This is a genomic window from Caproicibacter sp. BJN0012, from assembly GCF_035986805.1.
GTDB lineage: Bacteria > Bacillota > Clostridia > Oscillospirales > Acutalibacteraceae > Caproicibacter.
In genome coordinates this window covers 2,096,672-2,121,387 of the sequence record NZ_CP142518.1, presented here as the reverse complement: position 1 = coordinate 2,121,387, position 24,716 = coordinate 2,096,672, and the positions used below count along the sequence as shown (strand labels likewise).

Here is a 24,716-nt window from a genome sequence, read left to right as displayed (position 1 = left end):
ATGGCAAAACAGATTATCTACGGCGAGGAAGCCAGAAAAGCGCTGCTGAACGGCGTAAATCAGCTTGCCGATACGGTTAAGATTACCCTTGGCCCCAAGGGCCGCAATGTTGTTCTCGACAAAAAGTTCGGCGCTCCGCTCATCACCAACGACGGCGTGACGATCGCGAAGGAAATCGAACTGGACGACGCGTTTGAAAACATGGGCGCGCAGCTTGTCAAGGAAGTTGCCACCAAGACAAACGACGTGGCCGGCGACGGCACCACGACCGCCACTTTGCTCGCGCAGGCGCTGATCCGCGAAGGCATGAAGAACGTCACGGCGGGTGCGAACCCGATGGCGATCCGCAACGGCATCCAGGACGCCGTCGATGTCGCGGTGGATGCGCTGAAGAAGAACTCCAAGAAAGTTTCCGGCCCGGACGACATTGCGCGCGTTGCGGCGATTTCCGCATCAAGTGAGTTTATCGGCAAACTGATTTCCGAAGCGATGGCGAAGGTCACTTCCGACGGCGTCATCACCGTTGAGGAATCCAAAACGGCGGAGACTTACTCCGAGGTTGTGGAAGGCATGATGTTCGACCGCGGCTATGTCACCCCTTACATGGTAACGGACACCGAGAAAATGGAAGCGGTCATTGACGACGCTTACCTTCTGATCACGGACAAGAAGGTCTCCAACGTGCAGGAGATCCTGCCGCTTCTCGAGAAGATCGTCCAGTCCGGCAAGAAGCTGGTCATCATCGCTGAGGACATCGAGGGCGAGGCTCTTTCCACCCTGATCCTCAACAAGCTGCGCGGAACCTTTACCTGCGTCGGCGTGAAAGCCCCGGGCTTCGGCGACAGGAGAAAAGAAATGCTGCAGGATATCGCCATCCTGACCGGCGGCCAGGTGATTTCCTCCGACCTCGGGCTGGAGCTCAAGGATGCCACGATGGATCAGCTCGGACGCGCGCGCCAGGTCAAAGTGGACAAGGAGAACACCATCATTGTCGACGGTGCGGGCGACAAGAAGAAGATCTCCGACCGCGTCGGCCAGATCCGCTCCCAGATCGAAAAGACGACCTCCGATTATGACAAGGAGAAACTTCAGGAGCGCCTCGCGAAGCTCTCCGGCGGCGTAGCCGTCATCAAGGTCGGCGCAGCGACCGAGATCGAAATGAAGGAAAAGAAAATGCGCGTCGAGGACGCCCTGGCCGCGACCAAGGCCGCGGTGGAAGAGGGAATCGTCGCCGGCGGCGGCGTCGCCCTTCTGAACACGATCACGGATGTCAAGAACTTTGTCGAGAAGTCCGAAGGCGACGAAAAGACCGGCGCGAAGATCGTTCTCCGCGCTCTGGAAGAGCCGGTCCGCCAGATCGCTGCCAACGCGGGTCTGGAAGGCTCCGTCATCATCAACGACATTCTGAAAACCGGCAAGGCCGGCTACGGCTACAACTTTGAGAGCGACAAGTACGGCGACATGATCGGCTTCGGCGTTGTGGACCCGACCAAGGTCACCCGCTCCGCGCTGCAGAACGCGGCTTCCGTCGCGGCCATGGTGCTGACCACGGAATCCCTCGTCGCTGACAAGAAAGAACCCACTCCTCCTGCGGCTCCCGCTCCGGACGCCGGCATGGGCGGAATGTATTAATCCAGCACAATACGCACACAAAGGGGAGAACGGACGCGCCGGACGCGTCCGTTCTCCCCTTCTATGAGTCCATCTTTTCACAAACTTATCAAAGGCATGCCTGCGGGAGGACGATCTTTGGGGGATCTCCCCCGCAGCGCGCCGATGATAAGGCAGCAAAAAAGAGCGCGGTTACGGAATTCCATTCCCATAACACAGCGCCCCGACGGACAAGTGCAACAAACAGAATACTTGCCTCTGTACAAAATCGGCAGTTGGAAGTATAATAAGGTTGCATTGCGCGGATATTCCGTTGCGTATGGAGGGCCTTTCTCCGTATGCAGGGAGCAGGGTGTGCTAGCACCTTGCTCCTGCTTTGCACTTTTTATTTGTGCCTTATAAAATCTATTATAACGCTTTTCCATCTTTTTGCAAGACCCGTTTCCGATTTTTCCCAATGGAAAGCCGCCGCGCTCCTGAATGGGAGAGCGGCGGCTTTCGCTGCTTTGAGGTCTATTTGGAGTGTTTGCGGAACCATTTCAGCATCTGATCGCTCAGGGCGCGGACGCAGCCTTCCTCCATCGGGTACGCAAGCCCCGCGGATTTGACCAGCTCCTCGTAGGTCCTGCTTCCGCCGGCTTCCACAAAGGCGAGATAGCGGGAAAAAGCGCCGTCCCAGTCTTTTTCCGAATCGATCCAGAACTCCAGCGCCGCCGTCTGCGCGAGGCAGTAGTCGATATAGTACAATGGGAACGAGTAGATATGGTGCTGGCGCTGGTAGCCTCCGCCGTCCTCGAAGAACGGAAGATGATCGAAATCGATCCACGGGCGGTATTTTGCTTCCAGCTCCTTCCAGACCTGTTTCCGTTCCTTCGGCGTGAGGTCCGGCTGCTCGTACATGGCGGTCTGGAACTCGTCCACAAGGCAGCCATAAGGGATGAAACCGATGGCTTTCTCCAACTGATACAGGTGGAATTTTTCCGTATCCTCCCCGAAAAACAGCGGGTCCCAGCGGCGGGAGAAAAGCTCCATCGACATGGAGTGGGTTTCCGCGGCGTCCATCGTCGGCGTCCTCAGCTCCAGCAGCGGAAGCCTGCGGGCCTGATAGCTGGCAAAGGCATGGCCTGCCTCGTGGGTCAGGACGTCCACGTCGCCGGCCGTCCCGTTGAAGTTGGAAAAGATGAACGGGGATCCGAAATCCGGGATTTCCGTGCAGTAGCCGCCGCCGGCCTTCCCCTTTTTGCTGTCAAGGTCAAACAGCTCGTTTTCCACCATGAAATCAAAAAATTCTCCGGTCAGAGGGCTCATTTCGCGGTACATTTTCTGCGCCTGGCTCACCAGGGTTTGCCGGCCGCCCTTCGGCGCGGGGTTTCCGTCCGGGAAAAGATTGTTGTCGTCGTAGAATTTCAGATCGGGCAGGCCGAGGCGTTCGGCCTGTCCCTTTTTGATTTCGGCGATTACCGGGACGAGGTCCTCCGCCACCTGGTCGCGGAACTTTTTCACTTCGTCCGGACCGTAGCAGTTGCGGCCCAGGCGGTCGTAACCGAGGCGGACGTAATTGTCGTACCCGAGAAGCTTCGCCTGGGCGGTCCGGTTTTGGACGAGCTCCGAGTAGATCTGGTCCAGCCGCGCGGAATTCGCAAGGAAGAACCCGGCGGTTTTTTCCCACGCCTCTTTCCGGGCCGGCCGGTCCTGCGAAACCTGGTATTTCTGGATTTCCGAAAGGTTCAGGGTCTCTCCGCGGAATTCGATCTTCGCGGAGGCGAGGAGCTTTTCATATTCCGTCACCAGCGCGTTTTCCTTTTTCTTCAGCTCTATGACGGCGGGAGAGAAAGACCGGAGAGAGATTTCAAGATTCCGGAAGAACAGGCTCCCGGTTTTTTGCTCCAGCTCTTTCCTGAATTTGGACGCCGCGACGGCTTTGTAAAAGCTCTGTACGGATTCCTCAAAAACGGGGTTGTTTGAGTCGAAGAAGGCCATTTCCTCCTCGTAGAACGGGTCTGCGGTGTCGATGCTGTTGCGGATGGAGGCGATGGTTCCCATCGACTGAAAACGGCTCAGAAGCGCCTCGTGCCGAAGAATGAGATCATATTGTTCGGCCGCGCCGGAACAGGCAGGGAATTTCGCCGTGATCTCGCGATAGCTTTGCTGTATGGCCCTGAGATCGGGACGCTGATATTCCATCTCGGAAAATTTCATACTATCTCTCCTTTTCGTTGCATCTTCGCCTGAAACGGTCCGGATTCGTATTTCCATTATAATACAATAAACGGAAAAACGGAAGCACGCGGCTTTTGCCGTTTTGGATCAACCGGCGGATTCCGCAGGCCGTGCCAAAGTCATGAAACGGAAAAACGGCCATATAATGGTGATAAACGAATCAATACCGCTCAGCCCCAAATTCAAAGGGCTGTGACCGGAACTCTGAGGAGAAGATGAATATGAATGAATTTTTTTCCTGGTCAACTCTGGTGACTTTTACCGGATGCTCCGCGGCGACGGGAATCATCACGCAGTTTTTGAAAAATACGTTTCAGAGGCTGCCGACGCAGTGGCTGAGCTATTTCATCGCCCTCGTCATCCTTTACGCGGCCACCTATTTTACCGGCGGGCTCACAGTGCCGACCGCCGCGGCGATCCCGCTGAATTCGGTCCTGGTCGCGCTTGCGTCCAACGGTGCTTACAGCGCGGTGCTGAGGGTCAAGAACGGCAAACCGTCCAGATGAAGCCGGGGAAGGTCCGCCCGGCGCCTTCCCGGCCGCCGATTTTTTCCATTTCCGTGGCATAAATAAGACAAGACCGGAATAACAATTACGTAGAAATAAAAAAAGGAGAGGGCCTTTATGGATTATATGCTTGACCGCGAGGCGATGGCAGTCGGCGAAGTCGTCTTCGACGGATGCCAGGAGCAGCCTGTCGATCTCAACATCAGTCTGCCGGATTACTGCCCGGATATACAGCGTATTTTAAAATGCCAGATCTACCCGAGAATCGGGTCACGGTCGATCTCCGGCGACCGTCTGATGCTGGAGGGAGGCTTTACCGTAAAGGTCTTTTATCTCGACCCGGACGGAGCGCGTATCCGCTTCTGTGACAGCACCGACACATTCTCAACGGAAATCGCCCTGAAACAGGCGGTTGAAAACGCGGAGATTTACGCCTTTCCGCGCGTGGAATATATCAACTGCCGCGCGACAAGCCCGCGGCGTCTGGACATCCACGGCGCCTTTTCCGTCTGCGCGAAGGTCGTGGTTCAGGGCCGTTCCGAGGTCGTCGGGAATATTGTCGGCTCCGATATCGAGCAGCAGAAGACCGCAATGAAGGTCAACAACCTGGCCGGTTTCTGCCAGCAGCAGTTCAGCGTGGACGAAATTCTGGAGCTGGGGGGAGGAAAGCCGCCCGCGGACAATATCATGCGTTCCGACGCCTTTGCCGTTCTTCAGGATTTCAAGATCACGGCGGGAAAGCTGATGGTCAAGGGCGAGGTGTGCGTTAAATTCCTTTATGATACGACGGAAGAGAACAGTATGCCGGAAGCGATGGAGTTCACGATTCCGTTTACGCAGATGCTCGACTGCGCCGGGGTCACGGAGGATTGCCTCTGCGACGTGAAGCTAGAGGTGATCGGCGTGGAAGCGCAGGTTAAAAACGATTATTCCGGCGACAAGACGTTCTTCGATACGCAGGTCCGCCTGTTTGCCAGCGCTGCCGCTTATCAGGGGGCCGAAGTGACGGCGGTCAGCGACGCCTATTCCAGGGATTACGACCTGAAGATCGAATCCAAGCCGAAAACGATGGATAACCTGACGGAGCTGGTCGGAGACACCACGGTACAGAAAAATACTTTGTCTGTGGAAGACGGAACGGTATCGAAGGTGATCGACGTCTGGAATGAAATGAGCACTGCGTCCGCCGAGACAAAAGGCGGTCAGATCACGTTCAAGGGGAAATTCAGCCTCTGCGTTCTGGCTCTGAACGAGGAAAACAAGCCGTTTTATTTCGAGCGCCTGCTCGATTTTGAATATACCCGCGCCTGCAACAGTTCCGGCGATAACCTGAAATGCGAAGCCCAGGTGGGAGTCGGCGGAATCAGTTTCCGGATCATGGGCAGCGGGGTCGAAGCGAAAACCGAACTGCGCCTCACGGCGGAAATCTACAGCCGGCAAACCTTTCAGGCGATTACGACGGTCACGGCGGACGAAGAAAAACCCGTCGCCCGCGACAATTCCGCGGCGCTCTGCATTTACTATGCGGAAGCCGGAGAGAACATCTGGAATATTGCCCGGGATTACCGCACCTCGGTGGACACCATCAAAAAGGAAAACGGCATGACCGGCGACGTGATGGAAAGCAGGGGAATGTTGCTGATTCCCATGTAGAAAGCGGTTAACCGGCACCGGAATGAATTCATCTCAGCCTGAGGGGGAGGTAAAATGGAAGAACACAGCAGCAATATCTACAAAGATATTTCGGAGCGAACCAACGGCGATATTTACATAGGGGTTGTCGGACCGGTCAGAACCGGCAAGTCCACTTTTATCAAGCGCTTCATGGACACCATCGTGATCCCGAACATGGATACCGACTACAAGCGCGACCGGGCGGTTGACGAAATGCCGCAGTCGGCGGCAGGGCGGACCATCATGACCACGGAGCCGAAATTTGTCCCGGAGCAGGCCGTGACCGTCCGCATCGACCAGACGGCGACCTTCGCCGTGCGAATGATCGACTGCGTCGGCTATATCGTCCCCAGCGCGCTGGGGTATATTGAGGACGACAACCCGCGCATGGTCCGGACCCCGTGGTACAACGACCCGATCCCGTTCAACATGGCCGCGGAGATCGGCACCAAAAAGGTGATCACAGAGCATTCGACCATCGGCCTGGTCGTCACCACCGACGGCAGCATCAGCGACATCCCCCGCGAGGAATACGAGGAAGCGGAGGAGCGCGTCGTCGACGAGCTGAAAAAGATCGACAAACCGTTCATCGTTCTGCTGAACTGCGTCGATCCGGAGACAAACGAAGCCGCCGCCCTGTCGGGGCAGCTTCAGAAAAAATACGGCGTGCCGGTACTGCCCGTCAACTGCCTGAGGATGGAAGAGAAGGAAATCCGGACGATCCTCGCGAAGATCCTGTTTGAGTTCCCGGTCCGCGAAATCCGCATCGACATGCCGAAATGGCTTTCCGGCCTGGAAAAAGACCATTGGCTCCGCAGCGCCGTTTACTCCGCCATTCAGTCGGCCGCCTCGAAGGTCGGCAGGATCCGCGAAGTGGAGAACATCATCGGGGAAGTCGGGCAGTGCGAGTATGTCGATTCGGCGAAGACAAAATCCATCGAGCTCGGCTGCGGACACGCGCGGATCGGCCTTTCGCTGCTGCCGGATCTGTTCTACAAGGTGCTCGGGGAAAAGACCGGGCTGGAGATCAGCGACGAAGGCAGCCTGATGGACCAGGTGCTCAAGATGGCGGAAATGAAGAAGGAATACGACCGCATCCGGGACGCCTACCGGGATGTGCAGGAGAACGGCTACGGGATCGTCATGCCCACCATCGACGAACTCAGCCTGGAAGAGCCCGAAATCATCCGGCAGGGCGGAAAATATGGAATCCGCCTGAAGGCGGCGGCGCCATCCATCCATATGATGAAGACGCGCATCACGACGGAGATCACGCCGATCGTCGGCTCCGAGCAGCAGTCCCAGGAGCTGGTGGAGTATATCCTCAAGGAGTTTGAATCCAATCCTTCCCAGATCTGGGAGTCCAATATTTTCGGGAAGAGCCTGCATGAGCTGGTCAACGAAGGGCTTCACAACAAGCTGACCCGGATGCCGGAAGACGCGCGCGACAAGGTTCGGGAAACCATTGAGCGGATCATCAACGAAGGCTGCAATGGATTGATCTGTATTATTCTTTAAGAAATCCTGATTCAGGCCCGGCACAGGTTTCGGCCATGTGTCCGGGCCTTGCCCGTTTGCACATCATTGAACGATAGAACGATGCAGATTTGTTAAAAAAGACGAAAAATTTGTCTGAAAATTGACAAAGTTCGAAAAACAATTAACAAACACATACAAAAATGATTGTTAAATTAACTACTTTATTATATATTATTTACAAATCCGATCGAAGGCCTTATACTAAGAACAGAAAACATGAAAGGAGTCTGTTCAAATGGAAAAATTTGCAGCTGATCGGTACGGGCTGTATCTGGATGGAAAGTGGGTCGAATCCGATGAAGGAGGGACCTTCCAGTCCGTTTGCCCTGCAAATGGGGAAGTTCTTTCCACCTGCGCGGAAGCCAGCAGAAAAGATGTTGACAAAGCGGTGGATGCGGCGTGGGCTGCCTGGGACGGCTGGAAAAAAACAACCGCGTCGGAGCGCGCAGACTTATTGATGAAGATTGCGGATGTCATCGATCAAAATAAAGAACGCCTCGCCACGATCGAAACGCTGGACAACGGCAAGCCGCTCCGCGAGACCATGGGGATCGACGTTCCGATGTCCGCGGACCATTTCCGCTATTTTGCCGCCTGTATCCGGGCGGAAGAGGGGTCGGCATCCATGCTGGACAACAATACGCTCAGCATGATCCTCCGGGAGCCGATCGGCGTGGTCGGCCAGATCATTCCGTGGAATTTCCCGTTCCTGATGGCGGCGTGGAAACTTGCGCCGGCGCTTGCCGCGGGGGACTGCGTCGTTTTGAAACCGTCCAGCCAGACCTCGCTGAGCGTTTTGGAACTGATGAAGCTGATCGACGGAATCCTGCCGAACGGCGTCGTAAATGTCATTACGGGCAGAGGTTCCAAGTCAGGAAATTACATGTTGGAACATAAGGGGTTCCGCAAGCTCGCCTTTACCGGCTCGACGGAAGTCGGCCTGAGCATCGCCAGAGCCGCCGCGGATAAACTGATTCCTTCGACCCTGGAGCTCGGCGGAAAATCGGCGAACATTTTCTTCTCGGACTGCGATTGGGATATGGCGATGGACGGTCTCCAGCTCGGCATTCTGTTTAACCAGGGCCAGGTCTGCTGCGCGGGATCCCGCGTGTTTGTCCAGGAGGACATCTACGACCGTTTCGTAGATGAGGCAGCCAAGGCATTCGGCCGCGTCAAAGTCGGCCTGCCGTGGGAATCGGGCGTACAGATGGGCTCTTTGATTGACGCGGCCCAGATGAAGAAGGTCCTTTCCTATGTGGAAATCGGGCAGAAAGAGGGCGCCACGGTCGCCTGCGGCGGAAAGCGGATCACGGAAAACGGTCTGGACAAAGGCTATTTCATGCAGCCGACCCTGCTGGCCAATGTTGATAACAAGATGCGCGTGGCGCAGGAGGAGATTTTCGGCCCTGTCGCCGTCGTCATCAAGTTCAAGACGGAAGAGGATGCCGTGCGCATGGCGAACGACAGTGTCTATGGGCTGGGCGGCGCCGTCTGGACCCGCGATATCAACCGCGCGGTCCGCGTTGCCCGCGCGGTGGAAACCGGGCGCATGTGGGTGAATACCTACAATTCCATTCCGGCCGGCGCACCGTTCGGCGGTTACAAACAATCCGGCATCGGCCGCGAGACACATAAAGTGATTCTGGACCATTACAGCCAACTGAAAAATATTATGATCAACCTTTCTGAAAGCCCGTCCGGATTTTACCCCAAGGCGTGATGTTTGCCCGGACGTTTGGATGATGCGGAAATTGAGGCGGGCGTGCTGCGCCCGTCTTTTTCCATTGTCACGGTAAAATCCGATGGCGTTTTGTCAGCGTTTGTGCATCCCCAATGCCCGATATGCTTTAAAACAGTTTAGGGTAAACTTTCTATTGCAAAAACAGGAAGATTATGCAATAATAGTTTGTGTAAAATTTATCAATCACAGTGGGAGTGAAACTAATGTTTTCTGTTATAGAAAAAAGAAAACTCAACGACTCCATGACCTTAATGGTGGTTGACGCGCCTTTTATCGCAAAAAAGGCAAAAGCGGGTCAGTTTATTATTCTGCGGGTCAATGAGTTCGGTGAAAGAATTCCGCTGACCATTGCGGACTATGACCGGGAAAAGGGAACAGTCACCATTATCTACCAGATCGTGGGGAAGACAACCATGCTGCTCGACCAGCTGAACGTCGGCGACGGGATTCTCGATTTCATCGGGCCGCTCGGCAAAGCCTCCGAACTGGAGGGTTACCACAGAGCGGCTGTGATCGGCGGAGGCGCGGGCTGCGCGATCGCGTATCCGCAGTCCAAGGCGCTGCACCAGATGGGCGCAAAGGTGGATATGATCGCCGGTTTCCGCAGCAGGGACATCATCATCCTTGAAGATGAAATGCGCGCGGCGAGCGACAGCCTGACCGTCATGACGGACGACGGTTCCAATGGAAACAAAGGGTTCGTCACCGACGCGCTGAAAAAGAACATCGAAAAGGGAGCAAATTACGACCTTGTGGTCGCCATCGGGCCGTTGGTCATGATGCGCGCCGTTTGCAACCTGACGAAAGAATACGGGATCAAGACGATCGTCAGCATGAATCCGATCATGATTGACGGGACCGGAATGTGCGGCGGCTGCCGCCTGACCGTTGGCGGGAAGACCAGATTCGCCTGTGTGGATGGCCCGGATTTCGACGGCCACGAAGTGGACTTTGACGAGACGATCAAGCGTTCCCGCACTTATGCGGAGATGGAAAAGCAAGCGGCCCATGACTTCAAATGCCATTTGATGGAGAGTGTGGAAAATGCCTAATATGAATCCGAAAAAGACGCCGATTCCCGAACAGGAGCCCGGCGTCCGCAGCAAGAACTTCGAAGAGGTTTCCCTCGGCTATACGGAAGCAATGGCGAAGGAAGAGGCTGAGCGCTGCCTGCATTGCAAGAATCAGCCCTGTGTTTCGGGGTGCCCGGTCGGTGTCCATATTCCCGATTTTATCCGCAGCGTTGCCGAGGGGGACATGGAGGGCGCTTATCAGACCATTAAGCTGACCAATTCGCTGCCCGCCGTCTGCGGCCGCGTCTGCCCTCAGGAAAATCAGTGCGAGCAAAAATGCGTTCGCGGAATCAAGGGCGAACCGGTCGGAATCGGCCGGCTGGAGCGTTTCGCGGCGGATTGGCATATGAAAAACGGCAAAGATGAAGAATTTCATGTGGAGAAAAACGGACGCAAGGTCGCGGTGATCGGGGCCGGGCCGGCCGGCCTGACCTGTGCGGGCGATCTTGCCGCCATGGGATATTCCGTCACGGTATTTGAGGCCCTGCATGCCGCCGGCGGCGTGCTGATGTACGGGATCCCCCAGTTCCGTCTGCCGAAGGAAATCGTGCAGAAGGAAATTGACGCCCTGAAACAGAAGGGGGTCGAAATCCAGACCGATATGGTGATCGGAAAGGTCCTTTCGGTCGACGAGTTGTTTGAAATGGGCTATGAGGCCATCTTTGTGGGAACGGGAGCGGGTCTGCCCAGCTTCATGAACATCCCGGGCGAAAGCCTGATCGGGGTGTACTCCGCAAATGAATTTTTGACCCGCATCAACCTGATGAAGGCATACAAACCGGAGTACGATACGCCCATGATCGAGCCGAAGCGCGTGGCGGTCGTCGGCGGCGGCAATGTCGCGATGGACGCCGCGAGAACCTCTCTTCGCCTTGGCGCCGAAAAAGTCTATATTGTTTATCGCCGCGCGGAAGAGCAGATGCCGGCCCGCCGCGAGGAAGTACATCACGCCAAAGAAGAGGGAGTCGAATTCAATCTGCTTTGCAACCCTGTGGCGATCCATGGCGACGAGGGCGGCAAGGTGGAGTCCATTGAATGTATCAGAATGGAACTGGGCGAACCGGACGCTTCCGGCCGCCGCAAACCGATCCCGATTGAAGGTTCCAACTTCAAACTTCCGGTCGACTGCGTTGTGATGGCGATCGGGAATTCCCCCAATCCCCTGATCCGCTCGACAACGGAGGGCCTGGAAGCCAATCGGCACGGCTGCATTGTCGTCGATGAGAAAACCATGCAAACTTCCCGCGAGGGGGTTTATGCCGCGGGCGATGCCGTCAGCGGCGCGGCCACGGTGATCCTCGCCATGGGCGGCGGAAAGGACGCGGCCCGCTCCATCGATCAGTACATCCGTTCAAAACATTGATGCAAGCAAAATATTTGGGCTTTTCAATTTGCGGCAGCCGGATAACTCCGGCTGCCGCAAATTTGTTGCAGCTTCAGCGCAAAGAACCACCAGCTTTGCTGGTGGGATAAGAATCTTTAGATACAAGAAAATCTCCTTTTGTTAGAATAGATGCAGGTTTGCCAACCGCATTACCAACAAAAGGAGATTTTGTCATGAAAGACATACAAAGTTTATCACATTCAAAGTGGAGATGCCAGTATCATATTGTATTTGCTCCAAAATATCGCAGAAGAGAAATATATGGGCAGATAAAAGCAGATATAGGCAAGATTTTAAGGAAGCTGTGTGAGCAGAAGGGAGTGGAAATCCTCGAAGCTGAGGCGTGTCCAGACCACATTCACATGCCGGTAAGCATTCCGCCGAATCTCAGTGTGGCACAATTCATGGGCTATCTCAAAGGAAAGAACAGCCTGATGATATTCGATAGGCATGCAAATTTGAAGTATAAGTATGGAACGCGACATTTTTGGTGCCGTGGCTATTTTGTAGACACAGTGGGTCGTAACAAGAAAGCAATTGAAGAATATATCAAAAATCAATTGCAGGAAGATATTGCCTCAGATCAAATAAGTTTCAAAGAGTATATTGACCCGTTTACGGGTAGCAAGGAATCAAAGGCATAAAAGAAGGCCGCTTTAGCGGCGGCCTGTAAAAGTAATGCGGTTGGTAACCTATTTCAGTGCGTCTTGAGACGCGCGCCAGTACTATGCCCTTTCAGGGCTTGTGCATACCACGCGTTCAACGCGTGGTTTTGATTTTGACGATCAAATAAAAAAAACCGGCGCCAGATCGGCACCGGTGGATTTTACAGTCCATTTGAAATACAGATGCTGATTACAATGGGCTCTGTGCTTCATTTTTCACTTTAACGGCCCGGAACCAGGAAACGATTTCCCGACGTTCAACCGCTGAGATGACGAAGAGGAGCGCAAGCGTAGTGATTCCGCAGAACAGAAACCCCGAATCTCCCGGAACCCGGTCCATCACGAGTCCGGACAGAAAATTCCCAACCGGAGTGGAACCGAGGTTCAGAAAGGAATAAACGCTCATGACGCGGCCCCGGTATTCGTCGGAAGAATTGATCTGGAAAATGGAATTGCCCGTGTTGATAAAGAGAAGATTGAAAAAGCCGGTCAGAACCAGCATAATGGCGCAGAACGCATACCATCCGGTCGCAATGGTGAACAGCTGGGCGACGGCGGTTCCCACTCCGCTGATCAGCAAAAGACAATTGACGACGCCGTTTTTGCTGAGGTAGGCCATGATCACCGCCGCGATAAACGCGCCGATGCCGACCATGCTGAGAAGAAAGGAATACCCGGTCGCGCCCCGGTTAAGCACCGCTTCGGCGTACACGGGGATGATGACGTCCGTATTCATCGCAAACGTGCATACGGCGGCCATCATCAGGACATTTGTGACCAGAGTGCGGTTCTTTCCGATGTAGCGGATGCCGTCCGCCACCTGCGGGAGCATGCTGCTGTGCGCGGATACGGATACGGTGCCCGAGACATGAATCATCAGGATGCCGAGAATCACCGGCAGATAACTGACGGCGTTAATAAAGAAGCAGAATACGGTGCCGTACCGCGCCATGATGATCCCGGATATGGCCGGCCCGACAATTTTCGCCAGATTCACAATGGTTGAATTCAGCGAAATTGCGTTGGTGAGGTCTTCCCTTCCGACAAGATCGATAAAAAAGGACTGCCTTGCGGGCATATCCAGTGTTTGTGTCAGGCCAAACAGAAAGCTCAGTGCAAGAATGTGCCAGTACTGGATGATCCCCCAATAAGTCAGCATTGTCATAACGATTGCCTGAAAAAGAAATAGCAATTGCGTCAGGACAAGCAGTTTCTTTTTGGAGAAGCGGTCTACCACAACTCCGGCGAACAGAGAAAAGAGCAGGAGAGGCATAAACTGCGCCACGCCGAGCAGCCCGACTTTCATGGGAGATTTCGTCACCGTATACACCAGCCAGGTTTGGGCTGTCCTCTGCATCCAGGTTCCGGTCAGCGAGATGCACTGCCCGAACCAGAACAGGCGAAAATTGCGGTATTGGAGGGAACGGAAAGTAGTTTTAAGCAGATCTTGTTGTTTTTTGAACAGTGCGATCATTCTTTCTCCTAGGTTATATATGTAAAATTAAAACGGTTTTTCCATCGGGCCGGATCAACAGATTTCCGGTTCGTTTGGGCCGCACGAAAAGTTATAAATAGATTATGAAAATATTATCCTCTGATTAAGCCGGTCTGTCAAGCGGCAAAGGATATCCCGCGGGAATAATAGAAAGTTTCTTAGAGGCCTTGCCAAAAAACAAGCCGGCCAATGCGCTACCATTAGCCGACCGCCACCCATTTGTTTGCCATAGACTGCTGCACGCTGGCCTATTTTTTTACATTGAGCAATTAACATCCGATAAAAGTCCCCTGACAAGCGACGCAATGTAGCGATTGCGCTTCTTTCGCAATCTGCACTTCTTTCGCGGTAGGTGTTCCGCTTTGTTAGGTTTGCCCCGTCGCAAGTGCGGCTATGTAGGTGGGCGTCGACCACTTACAAAGTATGGTGCAGGGGCAAATACAAAAGCTTCGTCAATCATATCGTCACCTCTTTTGCAATGCCCTTAGGGCTAATTAATTCTATTCGGAAATTAACATAAAAATCAAGGCGAAAAAGTCAGAATTAGAAAAATTTACAATTCATTAATAAATTGACAAATTGGAATTTATTCTATCCGTAAAGAAGAAAATACAAGAAAATTAGGCTTTTAAACATTTGACAGCAATTCCCTCACCAGATATACTTATATTTGAAAATCCCATTAACTCTGAATTGATTACCCTGATTTTTCAAGGAATTTAGCGGCGGACAAATGGAACGATATCCTTAACAGCACATTGAAAGCGAGTTCATCGTTGAATCCGGAAAGGGATGGTGACGCAGTGAAAACCGGTCGGAAATTGATAAAGCGGCCTTTCTCGTTGTTTCTTGTTTTGATTTTGCTTTTCTCCTGCATTCCGTTTGCCACAGGGGCGGATGCTGCCGTCAATGAGGATATGGTCCTTATTGCAAATGAAGATCTGGCGGAAGGCATCCGATACACGGAAGAAGACATTCAAAATTATGCGGGAACGACGGGATATCGGGTGCGCTTCAACCACCTTGCCGTGAATCCCGGCGCGCAGGGGATCCGGATCATAGCCGGAAAAGCAAAGGGTGCGGTCAATGCGGTGGAGACCGTCGGCAGTCAGGCCCAACGCGAAATCTCGATGGGCAATCAGGTTGTCGCCGGGATCAACGCCGATTCCTACGATATGGATTATGGCAGCAACCGGGGCATCATGGTACAAAACGGAGATATTATCACCAGCCAGCCGTACAATTCATACACGGAAACGCAGCCCGCTTTTTGGGTCGATTCATCCCAAAAGGCGCATATCGGCGCTCTCCGGACAGGAGGCACCATTCGGATCGGCAGCAGTTATCAGGCCGAAGCCGATTTGATCAACCGGAACCATTTTATGGGCCCGGCCGGTTATCTTTCCCCCGCAAATTCCACACGGATTTTCACCAGTAACCTCACAACGGACCGTGTCATGGCCAACGGCGCGGGAAAAGCGCCGGCCGATCAGGCGTATGCACTGATTCAAATCGCCGGCTTTTCAGGTTTCCTGCATGTGGGGACAGAGTACAGCGGAAAAGTGACCGCCCTGTATTCCTCGGCGGGCTTTTCGATCCCCAGCGACTGCATCGTCTACGCCGGATACGGCACGAAGGCCGCGGAGGTGCGTGGGCTCGCAACGGGTATGGACGTTTCCTACGTCTGCCATCTTTACTCGGGCTCCTATACCGAGAACCCGGACGGTACTCTGGATAACCGCGGCACTTTGCAGGACGACGCAGTGACCGCCGTCAACAGCTTCCAGCTTCTGGCAAAGAATGGAGAGCTGAACCATTCCGTAGTCGATGCGACGGGGACCGACCAGAACGCCAGGACCGTGATCGGCCTGACCAAAGACGGAACGATCCACGTCCTCGCCGTCGCCAAGGCAGGCGCCTATTTCAGCGCAAGCCGGGGCTCTGCCATGAAAGACGCCGCCGAATACATGCTGCAAAAGCTGCAGTGTACGGACGTGATCAACATGGACGGGGGCGGCTCCACCGAGATGATCGCACGGCGCGCCGGCAGCGATAAGCTGACTACGGTCAGCTATCCGAGTGACGGCAGTTCCAGAATCGTTTCCAACTCCCTGCTGTTCGTCAGCGACGCGAGGCCGGCCGGCGTAGTCGGCCAGGTGCTGGTGGACAGAAATACCAGCCTTTACAAAGGCTCCCGCACGAGTTTTTCCGTCCGGCTGACGGACCGGTACGGCAATCCGATCCCTGCGCAGGGACATTCCGTCGTCTGGAAAGCGGAAAAGGGCGCGATCGATCAAAATGGAAATTACACGGCGCCCGGCGGCGCCTGCCAGGATACTGTGACCGCGGCGGTGGACGGCGTTTCGGGGACGGCGGATGTCCGGGTCGTGGATCTGGGCGGCATGAACTCAATCGGGCTAAGAGAAACCGGCGCGGCCGCGGTTCAGAAGGGTGCGAGAAAGCAGTTCGCCCTTCAAGCCTGCGACTCGGAAAATCAGATGGTCCTCATCGATCCTTCCGCGGTAAAATGGTCCCTGTCGAACTCGAAAATAGGGACGATTGAAAACGGCTTGCTGTCCGTTACAGCGGCCGGCGGAACGGCTGCTGTTTCCGCCAGTTTCGGCGGAAAGACCTATTCGATTCCGGTGGTTGTCGGGCCGAAGGGACAGACCATCGACAATTTCGAGCAATTCCCGATCGAAGGATATTATGCCGGCAGCGTGCTGTATGGAAGTAAAAATCAATACGGCGGAAAAAGCGGGATGCTGGGGTTGGAGACAAAAAGCATGCCGAACAGCCGGGTCAGGGATGGCAGCCGCAGTCTCCGGCTGACCTATGACACGTCGCTGTGGGCGTGGGACGACAGCAACCAGAAGCGGACGTCGAACGGGACTGCCAGTTTGATTCCGCTCTGGGATACCGGTAAAGATTACGCGGGCGGCGGCAAGTGGAACGAAAAAGAGCGGGCGGCGATGGAATCAAATTTTACCGCGAAGGCCATGCCGAAAAATTTCGGCGTATGGGTGTACAGCGGGGATGGAAACCATGACGGCGTCAGCGACAACAAAAACTGCATGCTGAGTGTGTCCCTCTATGCGGACTGCGCGGGCGGCTATCGGAACGAAAACAAGGCGCAGCCGAAGACCCTGTTGCTGACGGACAGCATGAACTGGATCGGCTGGAAATATCTGCAGGCGGATATCCCGCAGGACTGGAGGATGCCGATTGTCTTCAATTATCTCTCCCTTTCCAACAAGGAGAGAATTTTAAAGCCGTCTCAGAACTATAAAACCGATTTGCTTTTCGACGACCTTCAATTTAATTACGCGGATTAAAAGCAAAATTACGGCGGGAGCATCGGAGGTCTTGGTCCTGTTCCGCCCGCTATCTTTTTACAGAACTAAAAAGGCATTGATATCAGAGCAGTTGATATCAATGCCTTTTAGACCACAGTGTTTCTTCCGAGCTCTTTTGCCCGGTATAAGCGTTTGTCGGCAATATCCAGGATTTCGTCAACTGTGGGGGATATGGAAAAGTCGTCGATTGTGACGACCCCAAAGCTGCAGGTGATCTTGATCTCTCGTCCGTTATGGCGGAAGGTGTGGCCCATGACGGCGACCCGGATCCTCTCGGCGATTCCCCTGGATTTTTTATATCCGATGCCGTTGAGGAATATGATGAATTCTTCTCCGCCGTATCTTGCCACCCAGTCTTTTTCCTTGCGGACGTTGCAGGTCAGAATGCCGGCCAATTCGCACAGGATAGAATCGCCGGCAGCATGTCCGTAGGTGTCGTTCACCTGTTTATAAAAGTCGAGATCGGCAAAGATGACCGAGAGAGGGCGTTTCTTTTTCATGCAGGCAAGAATTTCGGAGGGCAGGCGTTCATCGATGTACCTTCGGTTAAAAAGCCCGGTCAGTTCGTCCGTTACGGCCTGCAGATGTAGCCGTTTTACTTCATTCAGCAGTCCCCGTTCGTCGTTGAGATCAATGTCGTTTAAAAAGATGTGGCTGGTCATATCCATCAAAGACTCTGACAACATGGTTTTGTTTGATATCCGGAATGGGGAAGACATCAGCAGAAATAACCAATTCTTCTCATGGATAAAATTTAAAACCGGCTTTCCCGTGGACGTACTGAGACAGAGATATTTTCTGGTCTGTGAAAGCGTAAGGTCAGGAAAATGCCCTGTGAACGAAGCCGCATGTTTTTCCTGAACCACCCGATTGCTGTCCGGGTCCACAATACGCACGGCATCAAAGGCGATAAATTCACCTAACTGGGTACATACAGATTCAAAGATATCCATCATCGTTCTCCTGCTTGCCTTTTGTGAATCACTTGTAGAATTAAAGGTTTTCCTGTCGTATTCCTCATTATACCCTATCGGTGATACATTATAAAGCACTAACGGATAATTTTAGTCTCCTATAGGGTATATTAAAATAACACTATTAGGAGACGAGGTGGCAGGATGGATCATCTGCTTCAGGAAATCGGGTGGCGGATTCGAAAGAAAAGAGACGATCTGGGGATTTCCCGCGAACAATTTTCGGAAATCATCGGGATTACTCCCCATTTTCTCGCGCAGATCGAATGCGGGAAAAAGGGCATGTCGACGTACACCCTTCATAAAATATGTTCCGGGCTGAACGCGTCGGCCGACTATATCTTAATGGGCAGAGAGACGAAAAACGACACCTCAAAACTGAACGCCTTATTGGAAAATGTGGATCCTGAATATCTGCCCTATATCGAAGAAGTTGTAAAATCCCTTATATTGGTACTGAGTAAGAAAAAGTAAATTTTTTATCCTGCGGATTCCGGCTTTGTCCGGAATCCGTATTTGTTTGATTGCTTTTTCTGGTCCACCTGAAGATCAAATGATTCACAGCCTTTTTAAAAGCCGGACGCAGCCTTTTTCTCCCCGCAGGCGGAGGTAACTGATCTGCCCGGCGGCTTTTTTAAAATTTCGTGATGCACGTCGGGATATTCCCGTGGGAACGGAGATGCCGGGGGGAAAAGACCAAATTTGTCCCATGGCCGATCGGCGTGCTGGCATAATGTCTTTCCCGATTTTGCTCTTGAAATGCGGTGAAGGCTGTTTCTGTTGCAGCTTGTAAAGTTTTATGATAATATATCTTTGGGAAACAATTAGGCTAAACTTGGAAATTAGTATCCCTATAAGGAAAACAACATGAAACTTATATTTCAGACTTCACCCGAAAGGGACTATCAGGACGGAATCATAACAGTGACGAATGTAGGCGCCTGCCCAGGCGGAGAAGCTTTCCTGATTGTAACAGAGCAAAAGGCCGCGCTGGTCGACTCCGGGTTCTCTTTTTGCGCGGATAAAATGATTGAAAATATCAAAAAGTTGCTGGGGTCCCGGACGCTGGATTATGTCCTTCTGACACATTCTCATTATGACCACGCTTCCGGCAGCGCTTCCTGCCGCCTTTACTTTAAGAATGTAAAAATTGTGGCAAGCGCCTACGCCGCAAAAATATTTTCAAAGCCTTCGGCTATTGCCGTGATGCGTGAGATGAACGCGAGCGCCGCGCAGGATTACGGTATCCTGGAATTTGAGGATCATCTGGACCAGCTCCATGTCGACCTCACGGTCAGCGAGGGGGACACCATTGACCTCGGTGATATTTCCCTGCGGGTAATGGAAGCGCCGGGCCATACGAAATGCTCGATTGCATTCTATATTCCTGAAGAAAAAATGCTGATTTCCTGTGAGACAATGGGAGTTTATGCCGCGGAGCATTTGGTGTCTCCCTCTTACCTTGTGGGCTATGAGATATCTCTGAATTTTATCAAAAGAGCGCTGAATATGGAAATTGAAAAACTGCTGGTTCCCCATTATGGAGTGCTGACGGGGAAAGCATGCGGGGATTTTTTGACGGACGCCCTGCGTTCGAATCAGCAGCTGAAAGAGATGATTGTTGAGGATTACCGGAAAGGAAAAACGCAAACTGAAATCATAGATCACTACAGGGATATTTTCTATACGGAAGAATGCCGAAGAACCCAGCCGCTGAGAGCATTCAACCTGAACGCAAGTCATTTGGTTCCTATGGTTTTAAAAGAAGTTTGGCGCAGAAGCAATAGCACCCCTGAAAAGCCATGACAAATGCCCCTTGAATGCAGGATCGTTAAACTGCATTCAAGGGGTATTTGCTATGTTACCGGAAGAGCGGCATTCGCGGGAAAAGCCGCGCATTGCCGTAAAAAACACGTCTTGTTGACAACAATATAAAATAAATGGTATTATTTTTATAAATAGATTATTTTACGCCTAATTTGAACCGCACAATATGCACTGTAGAATTCAAGGCCGATCTTCCAGCTTTTTAAACTGACATGGTCGGATTATGTTTACAGAAAGGCGGTTTGTCTCTGGAGGATTCGTATCTTATGAACTTGATATCCAACGATGTCATTGTAAAATGTCTGAATGAAAGCCATGAAGGTGTGCTGATCAGCGACAGCCGCGGAATTATTCTGTATGTAAATAATAGCTATTTAAATATTACGCGTCTGCAGGCGGACATTGTTGGTAAAAATATGGCTTCGGTCATACCGTCGGCGACGCTTATCAAAGCATTGCAGCAGGGACAGGATCTGACGGGTATTCACACGGATTTTGGAGCTCAGCTGGTCTCGATCGTCCATTTGATTCGAAATCAAAACGGCGAAGTCGATTACGCCATGGTGGCCGTCTATGACATTACAGAGGTTGTGGCGCTGAATTTGGAGATCGCGAAAACACACTACGATGCAAAACACAAAGTGTATTCGGGAATCGATGGCGGATTGATCGCATCCGACCCGGTCTCTATGAGCATAATGGACAGCGCAAGACGAATGGCCTTGTCGGATTCCAATATTATGCTTATGGGTGAGTCCGGCGTTGGCAAAAATGCTCTCGCCGATTATATCCATCAAAACAGCAACAGGAAAGACAAGCCTTTCGTAACGGCGAAATGCGGAATATTGTCGGAGCGGGAAAGCGGGGAGGCCATTTTTGGCCGCGAGGGCGGAAAACCCGGCTTGCTTCAGCAGGCGGAATCCGGCACGTTATTTCTCGATGAAGTGGGAAATCTGCCTTTCGGCATTCAAACGCAATTGATTCAGACATTGGAAAATAACACATACACTCCCGTGGACGGCAATGAACCGATATCTTTTCATGTGCGCATCATTGCGGCCAGCAACAGCGATATCCGGGTACGGATCCGCAACGGGACATTTCGCGACGATCTGTACTATCGCCTTGCCGTGCTCAGCCTGGTGATCCCTCCTCTGCGTGAACGGCGGGGAGACATTGTCCCTATGAGCCTGTATTTTCTCAAAGAGTTTAATCAAAAGTATAATACGGAGAAAACGATTCCTACGAATACGCTGCTCTATCTGAGGGAGCATGATTGGCCTGGCAATATCCGTGAATTGCAAAACGCGATCGAACGGATGGTGGTTCTGAGCGAGAGCAATGAACTGCTATTTACCCCGTCGGATATATCCACGTTGGAACAGCTTGAGATTAAGCCTTTGAAGGAAAGCCACGCCGAATCGGAAAAGCAAATGTTGCTCGATGCGAAAGAACTGTACAAGACGACGCGAAAAATGGCAGAAGCACTGGGAGTTTCCCATTCCACCGTGGTCCGTAAAATGAAAAAGTATGGGATCGCCAGTGACAGATGATCTGTAAAACAAGAGGAATCATGCCATTCCGGTTATTGAGCCGGAATGGCATTTTTACGCTTATAAGATGTTATATGGCTGACGCGCTGCCCATATAGGAATTTCAGGCAGGCTGTTCGTTTTACAAGCGACCACAAGTGAACCGTATGGTGCGAACATTTTTCAATATGCACCATACGGTTCACTTGTGGTCCAACAGAAATGAAAGATATGCCCAAATTGTGTTATTATAATTCTTGACATTTTGACCATATAGCTGTTAAAATTCTAACATAGACGTGCCGAAGGAAGATCAATTTTCATAGAGCGGTGCACAGCTTTGGAGAATGGACTCTTTTGGTTCACCTAAGTGCTTGCATGGACCAGATGCGCGCGGATTGGTCCACGTCCGAAACATCAGAGGAGGAAAAAGCAATGAACAGCAAGAAGCAAATCGTTCCGATTGGACTCCTTTTCAGCGTAGCGGCTACTTGGTTTGGCATTCATGCAGGCGGTGGCTTTGCCAGTGGTGCACAAACGATGTCTTTTATCGTCAGATGGGGCAGGTACGGTACCTGGACATTTGCAGTCACCTTTGTCTTTATCGCACTGGTTTATCGTGAACTCGTCCTTCTGGGCCGGAACTATCAGGTATACAACTTCCGCCAGATGGTCGACGTCCTGTATCATCCGTATAACAAGGTAATGTCTCCGCTATATGAGATCTGCTACAACATGGCTAACATTCTGGCAATCGCTTCTTGTGTTGCCGGCGGGGCCACGGTTCTTCAAAATTTGTTCGGCCTGAACTATACGGCCGGCATCATCCTGATCGGTGCGCTGATTTTGGTACTGTGTATCTTTGGCGCCGGTCTGGTCCGAAAGGCCAGCACGGTCTTCTCCATCCTGATCATTCTTTCCGTTCTCATCATCTCTTTCACCGCCTTCGGCAGCAGCGGCTTCCACCTCGGCGCATACCTGGCCTCGGACGCGTCCAATACGACTACCTTGGGCAACGCTCTGTACCGCGCCTTCTGCTACACCGGCTTTCAAATGTGGTGCTTCGCCGGTGTCCTGGGTGTCAGCCAGGGCCTGATCACCAAGAAATCCATTAACGCGAGCATGGCCATCGGCTTTATTATCAACATTCTGGGCCTGGGCCTGACCTGCTACGTAATGCTCGGCTTTATGCCTCAGGCTCAGTCGGCTACTCTGCCTCTGTATTATGTATGCGAGACCCTCAACCAGAGAATCGTCCTGATTGCCTATACCACCTGCCTGTTCTGCGCTTACATATCCACCGGCGTCGGCGTGATTTACGGCATGGTTCTCCGCTACACCGAGCTCTTTACCCGCAACAAGCCGCAGGCCAACAAGACCGCTGTGAACGCGGCCCTGGGCGCCGTCTACATTATCGCGTGCGTTCTGTGCTCGACCTTTGGCCTGACCCCGATCATCAACATCGGTTTCAACTACATGGGCGTCGTCGGCCTGTTCGTGGTTACGCTCCCCGCCCTGATCGCCGGCCATATCAAAAATAAAAGGTTTGAAGAAGCGCACCCGGATTACGAAAAGGAGCTTGTGGCGAAATCCGAGCAGGAAGAAAAGAAGGAGCCGGCCTGAGCATGTTCCGCGGCCTTTATGCTGTTGAGCGGATGAAACGAAGCGCCGGTTAGGGCATTCCTCGAATCCCGCAGGGGTGTGAAATGGAATGCACCCCTGCGGAATGAGATCAAACGGTGAATCTCGGTTTAGCTTCAATACTCGAAAAGGGGCTGGAAAAATGTTTATTCAGTTTCCTGAGGCGCATGTTCAGATTCAAGGTCTGGACGGTGTCAGAATTCCGGAAATGGTAAAGGTTAAGCAGCTTTATCATTCCGATCGGATCGAGGATCCGGCCGCTTTTATCCGCCGGGCGATCGAAAACGGAGTCGCGGACAAAAGCCGTTATGCCGGAAAAAGCATTTGCATTACCGTGGGCAGCCGCGGCATTCCCCGCTTGGATGAGATGGTTCGGGAAATGTGCCTTGTGCTGAAGGAATGGGGGGGCAAGGCCCTTCCTCATACCGGCGATGGGGAGCCATGGCGGCGCCACTGCCGAAGGGCAACTGGAGATGCTGGCAGGCTACAACATTACGGAAGAATCCATTGGCGTTCCGATCAAGTCCTCCATGGAAGTCCTGCAATACGGCACCCTGGAGGGCGTCCCTCTCTATTGTGACAAATACGCTCTGGAAGCCGACGGGATCGTGATCTTCAACAAAGTCAAACCGCACACGGACCTGCGGGGCGAGCACGAAAGCGGCTTGGCCAAGATGATCGCCATCGGCATTGCAAAGCACAAGGGAGCGGCAATGTTCCATTCTTTCGGCTGGGAGCGTATGGCCGAACTTCTGCCCAAAGTGGCGGCGAGCTTTTTGGATCACTGTAAATTCGCCTTTGGGATCGGCGTTGTTCAAAACGCGTACGACGATATTTGCAGCATCGGTTTTTGTGATAAGGATCATTTGATCGAAGCGGACAGACGGCTTCTGAAAACCGCAAAAGAAAAAATAGCCAAGTTTAAATTTGACGACATCGACGTCCTGATTATCGATGAAATCGGAAAAAACATCAGCGGCACCGGCTGTGACCCCAATGTCATCGGGCGGAACCTGTCCGATACGTTTCACGGCATGCTGAATCTGCAGAAACTGTTTATCCGTTCCCTGACGCCCGAGGCTCACCATAACGGCTGCGGGCTGGGCATGGCGGACATCACCACCAGAGCCTGCCTCAACGATGTGGACTGGGACGTTACCTGGACGAATGCTTCGACGACGGGGTATATCGCCGGCGGACGCATCCCCATGTATGCGAACACGGACAAAGAAGCCTTACTGCAGGCGATCCGCGCCTGCCATCGTACGGATCCTATGAACCCGCGGATTGTACGCATCAAGAATACGCTGGAGATGGGGACCATTGAGGTCTCCTCCAGCATTTACGAGAGCATCAGGAATATAGAGGGGATTGAATTCATCGAAGGCCCCTATCCTATGGTATTTGATGATAACGGCGGATTGATTTGACTTGGGTGGTCCGAACGGGATTGGAGGTGAGCATAAAAGCCAATTACT

17 protein-coding genes are annotated in these 24,716 nt (G+C 52.7%); 14 read left to right on the top strand and 3 right to left on the bottom strand.

The window, feature by feature from the left end; genetic code table 11:
* Positions 1-1,632 (top strand): chaperonin GroEL, encoded by a 1,632-nt coding sequence (gene groL, locus VA597_RS10210; protein ID WP_128742704.1) that lies wholly within the window; start codon positions 1-3, stop codon positions 1,630-1,632.
* 492 nt (positions 1,633-2,124) lie between these two features.
* Here groL and VA597_RS10205 read toward each other — a convergent pair whose 3' ends face one another.
* Positions 2,125-3,810 carry a M3 family oligoendopeptidase gene (locus VA597_RS10205; RefSeq protein WP_164919027.1) on the bottom strand — a complete coding sequence of 562 codons (1,686 nt, stop codon included), beginning with the start codon at positions 3,808-3,810 and terminating at the stop codon, positions 2,125-2,127.
* Between the two features lie 242 nt (positions 3,811-4,052).
* Here VA597_RS10205 and VA597_RS10200 point away from each other — a divergent pair, with 242 nt between their 5' ends.
* The 7 genes from VA597_RS10200 to tnpA all read left to right on the top strand — a co-directional run bounded on the left by VA597_RS10200 (position 4,053) and on the right by tnpA (position 12,392).
* Positions 4,053-4,337: a hypothetical protein gene (locus VA597_RS10200; RefSeq protein WP_128742702.1), complete on the top strand. Its 285-nt coding sequence runs from the start codon at positions 4,053-4,055 to the stop codon at positions 4,335-4,337.
* Between the two features lie 117 nt (positions 4,338-4,454).
* A complete protein-coding gene (locus tag VA597_RS10195; protein WP_326974538.1) occupies positions 4,455-5,990 on the top strand; it encodes a DUF3794 and LysM peptidoglycan-binding domain-containing protein in 1,536 nt (511 codons plus the stop codon).
* Between the two features lie 54 nt (positions 5,991-6,044).
* Positions 6,045-7,529, top strand: a complete 1,485-nt coding sequence (gene spoIVA / locus VA597_RS10190; protein WP_128742700.1) for a stage IV sporulation protein A — start codon at positions 6,045-6,047, stop codon at positions 7,527-7,529.
* A 256-nt stretch (positions 7,530-7,785) separates the two neighbouring features.
* On the top strand, positions 7,786-9,270 hold the full coding sequence (locus tag VA597_RS10185; RefSeq protein ID WP_128742699.1) for an aldehyde dehydrogenase family protein: 1,485 nt from the start codon (positions 7,786-7,788) through the stop codon (positions 9,268-9,270).
* 224 nt (positions 9,271-9,494) lie between these two features.
* The gene (locus tag VA597_RS10180; RefSeq protein WP_128742698.1) at positions 9,495-10,343 is read left to right on the top strand and encodes a sulfide/dihydroorotate dehydrogenase-like FAD/NAD-binding protein; all 849 of its coding nucleotides are present in this window, start codon (positions 9,495-9,497) and stop codon (positions 10,341-10,343) included.
* Complete coding sequence (gene gltA / locus VA597_RS10175) at positions 10,336-11,727, top strand: NADPH-dependent glutamate synthase (protein WP_128742697.1); 1,392 nt, start codon at positions 10,336-10,338, stop codon at positions 11,725-11,727. The genes VA597_RS10180 and gltA overlap by 8 nt, the downstream gene beginning before the upstream one ends.
* 194 nt (positions 11,728-11,921) lie before the next feature.
* Positions 11,922-12,392, top strand: a complete 471-nt coding sequence (tnpA, locus tag VA597_RS10170; protein ID WP_128742696.1) for an IS200/IS605 family transposase — start codon at positions 11,922-11,924, stop codon at positions 12,390-12,392.
* A 211-nt stretch (positions 12,393-12,603) separates the two neighbouring features.
* On the opposite strand, the gene VA597_RS10165 is transcribed toward tnpA, so the two are convergent.
* Complete coding sequence (locus tag VA597_RS10165) at positions 12,604-13,887, bottom strand: MFS transporter (RefSeq protein ID WP_128742695.1); 1,284 nt, start codon at positions 13,885-13,887, stop codon at positions 12,604-12,606.
* 863 nt (positions 13,888-14,750) lie between these two features.
* Here VA597_RS10165 and VA597_RS10160 point away from each other — a divergent pair.
* Positions 14,751-17,243 (top strand): phosphodiester glycosidase family protein, encoded by a 2,493-nt coding sequence (locus VA597_RS10160; protein WP_128742694.1) that lies wholly within the window; start codon positions 14,751-14,753, stop codon positions 17,241-17,243.
* Positions 17,244-17,350: 107 nt separating this feature from the next.
* Here the strand turns inward: VA597_RS10160 and VA597_RS10155 are convergent, their stop codons facing one another.
* Entirely contained in the window at positions 17,351-17,932 is a 582-nt protein-coding gene (locus VA597_RS10155; protein WP_164919026.1) for a GGDEF domain-containing protein, read from the bottom strand.
* A gap of 450 nt (positions 17,933-18,382) precedes the next feature.
* Between VA597_RS10155 and VA597_RS10150 the strand changes: the two genes are divergently transcribed.
* From VA597_RS10150 to VA597_RS10130, 5 genes are all read left to right on the top strand, one after another.
* The gene (locus VA597_RS10150; protein WP_128742692.1) at positions 18,383-18,712 is read left to right on the top strand and encodes a helix-turn-helix domain-containing protein; all 330 of its coding nucleotides are present in this window, start codon (positions 18,383-18,385) and stop codon (positions 18,710-18,712) included.
* 393 nt (positions 18,713-19,105) lie between these two features.
* A complete protein-coding gene (locus VA597_RS10145) occupies positions 19,106-20,044 on the top strand; it encodes an MBL fold metallo-hydrolase (RefSeq protein WP_128742691.1) in 939 nt (312 codons plus the stop codon).
* A gap of 287 nt (positions 20,045-20,331) precedes the next feature.
* Complete coding sequence (locus VA597_RS10140) at positions 20,332-21,618, top strand: sigma-54 interaction domain-containing protein (protein WP_164919025.1); 1,287 nt, start codon at positions 20,332-20,334, stop codon at positions 21,616-21,618.
* 414 nt (positions 21,619-22,032) lie between these two features.
* Positions 22,033-23,220 (top strand): YkvI family membrane protein, encoded by a 1,188-nt coding sequence (locus VA597_RS10135; protein WP_128742689.1) that lies wholly within the window; start codon positions 22,033-22,035, stop codon positions 23,218-23,220.
* Between the two features lie 449 nt (positions 23,221-23,669).
* The gene (locus tag VA597_RS10130; RefSeq protein ID WP_326974537.1) at positions 23,670-24,668 is read left to right on the top strand and encodes a hypothetical protein; all 999 of its coding nucleotides are present in this window, start codon (positions 23,670-23,672) and stop codon (positions 24,666-24,668) included.
* Positions 24,669-24,716: the final 48 nt, after the last annotated feature.

Coding starts and splice junctions, on each gene's coding strand:
- groL (WP_128742704.1), top strand. CDS start 1: ATGGCAAAACAGATTATCTACGGCGAGGAAGCCAGAAAAGCGCTGCTG.
- VA597_RS10205 (WP_164919027.1), bottom strand. CDS start 3,810: ATGAAATTTTCCGAGATGGAATATCAGCGTCCCGATCTCAGGGCCATA.
- VA597_RS10200 (WP_128742702.1), top strand. CDS start 4,053: ATGAATGAATTTTTTTCCTGGTCAACTCTGGTGACTTTTACCGGATGC.
- VA597_RS10195 (WP_326974538.1), top strand. CDS start 4,455: ATGGATTATATGCTTGACCGCGAGGCGATGGCAGTCGGCGAAGTCGTC.
- spoIVA (WP_128742700.1), top strand. CDS start 6,045: ATGGAAGAACACAGCAGCAATATCTACAAAGATATTTCGGAGCGAACC.
- VA597_RS10185 (WP_128742699.1), top strand. CDS start 7,786: ATGGAAAAATTTGCAGCTGATCGGTACGGGCTGTATCTGGATGGAAAG.
- VA597_RS10180 (WP_128742698.1), top strand. CDS start 9,495: ATGTTTTCTGTTATAGAAAAAAGAAAACTCAACGACTCCATGACCTTA.
- gltA (WP_128742697.1), top strand. CDS start 10,336: ATGCCTAATATGAATCCGAAAAAGACGCCGATTCCCGAACAGGAGCCC.
- tnpA (WP_128742696.1), top strand. CDS start 11,922: ATGAAAGACATACAAAGTTTATCACATTCAAAGTGGAGATGCCAGTAT.
- VA597_RS10165 (WP_128742695.1), bottom strand. CDS start 13,887: ATGATCGCACTGTTCAAAAAACAACAAGATCTGCTTAAAACTACTTTC.
- VA597_RS10155 (WP_164919026.1), bottom strand. CDS start 17,932: ATGGATATGACCAGCCACATCTTTTTAAACGACATTGATCTCAACGAC.
- VA597_RS10150 (WP_128742692.1), top strand. CDS start 18,383: ATGGATCATCTGCTTCAGGAAATCGGGTGGCGGATTCGAAAGAAAAGA.
- VA597_RS10145 (WP_128742691.1), top strand. CDS start 19,106: ATGAAACTTATATTTCAGACTTCACCCGAAAGGGACTATCAGGACGGA.
- VA597_RS10140 (WP_164919025.1), top strand. CDS start 20,332: ATGAACTTGATATCCAACGATGTCATTGTAAAATGTCTGAATGAAAGC.
- VA597_RS10135 (WP_128742689.1), top strand. CDS start 22,033: ATGAACAGCAAGAAGCAAATCGTTCCGATTGGACTCCTTTTCAGCGTA.
- VA597_RS10130 (WP_326974537.1), top strand. CDS start 23,670: ATGGGGAGCCATGGCGGCGCCACTGCCGAAGGGCAACTGGAGATGCTG.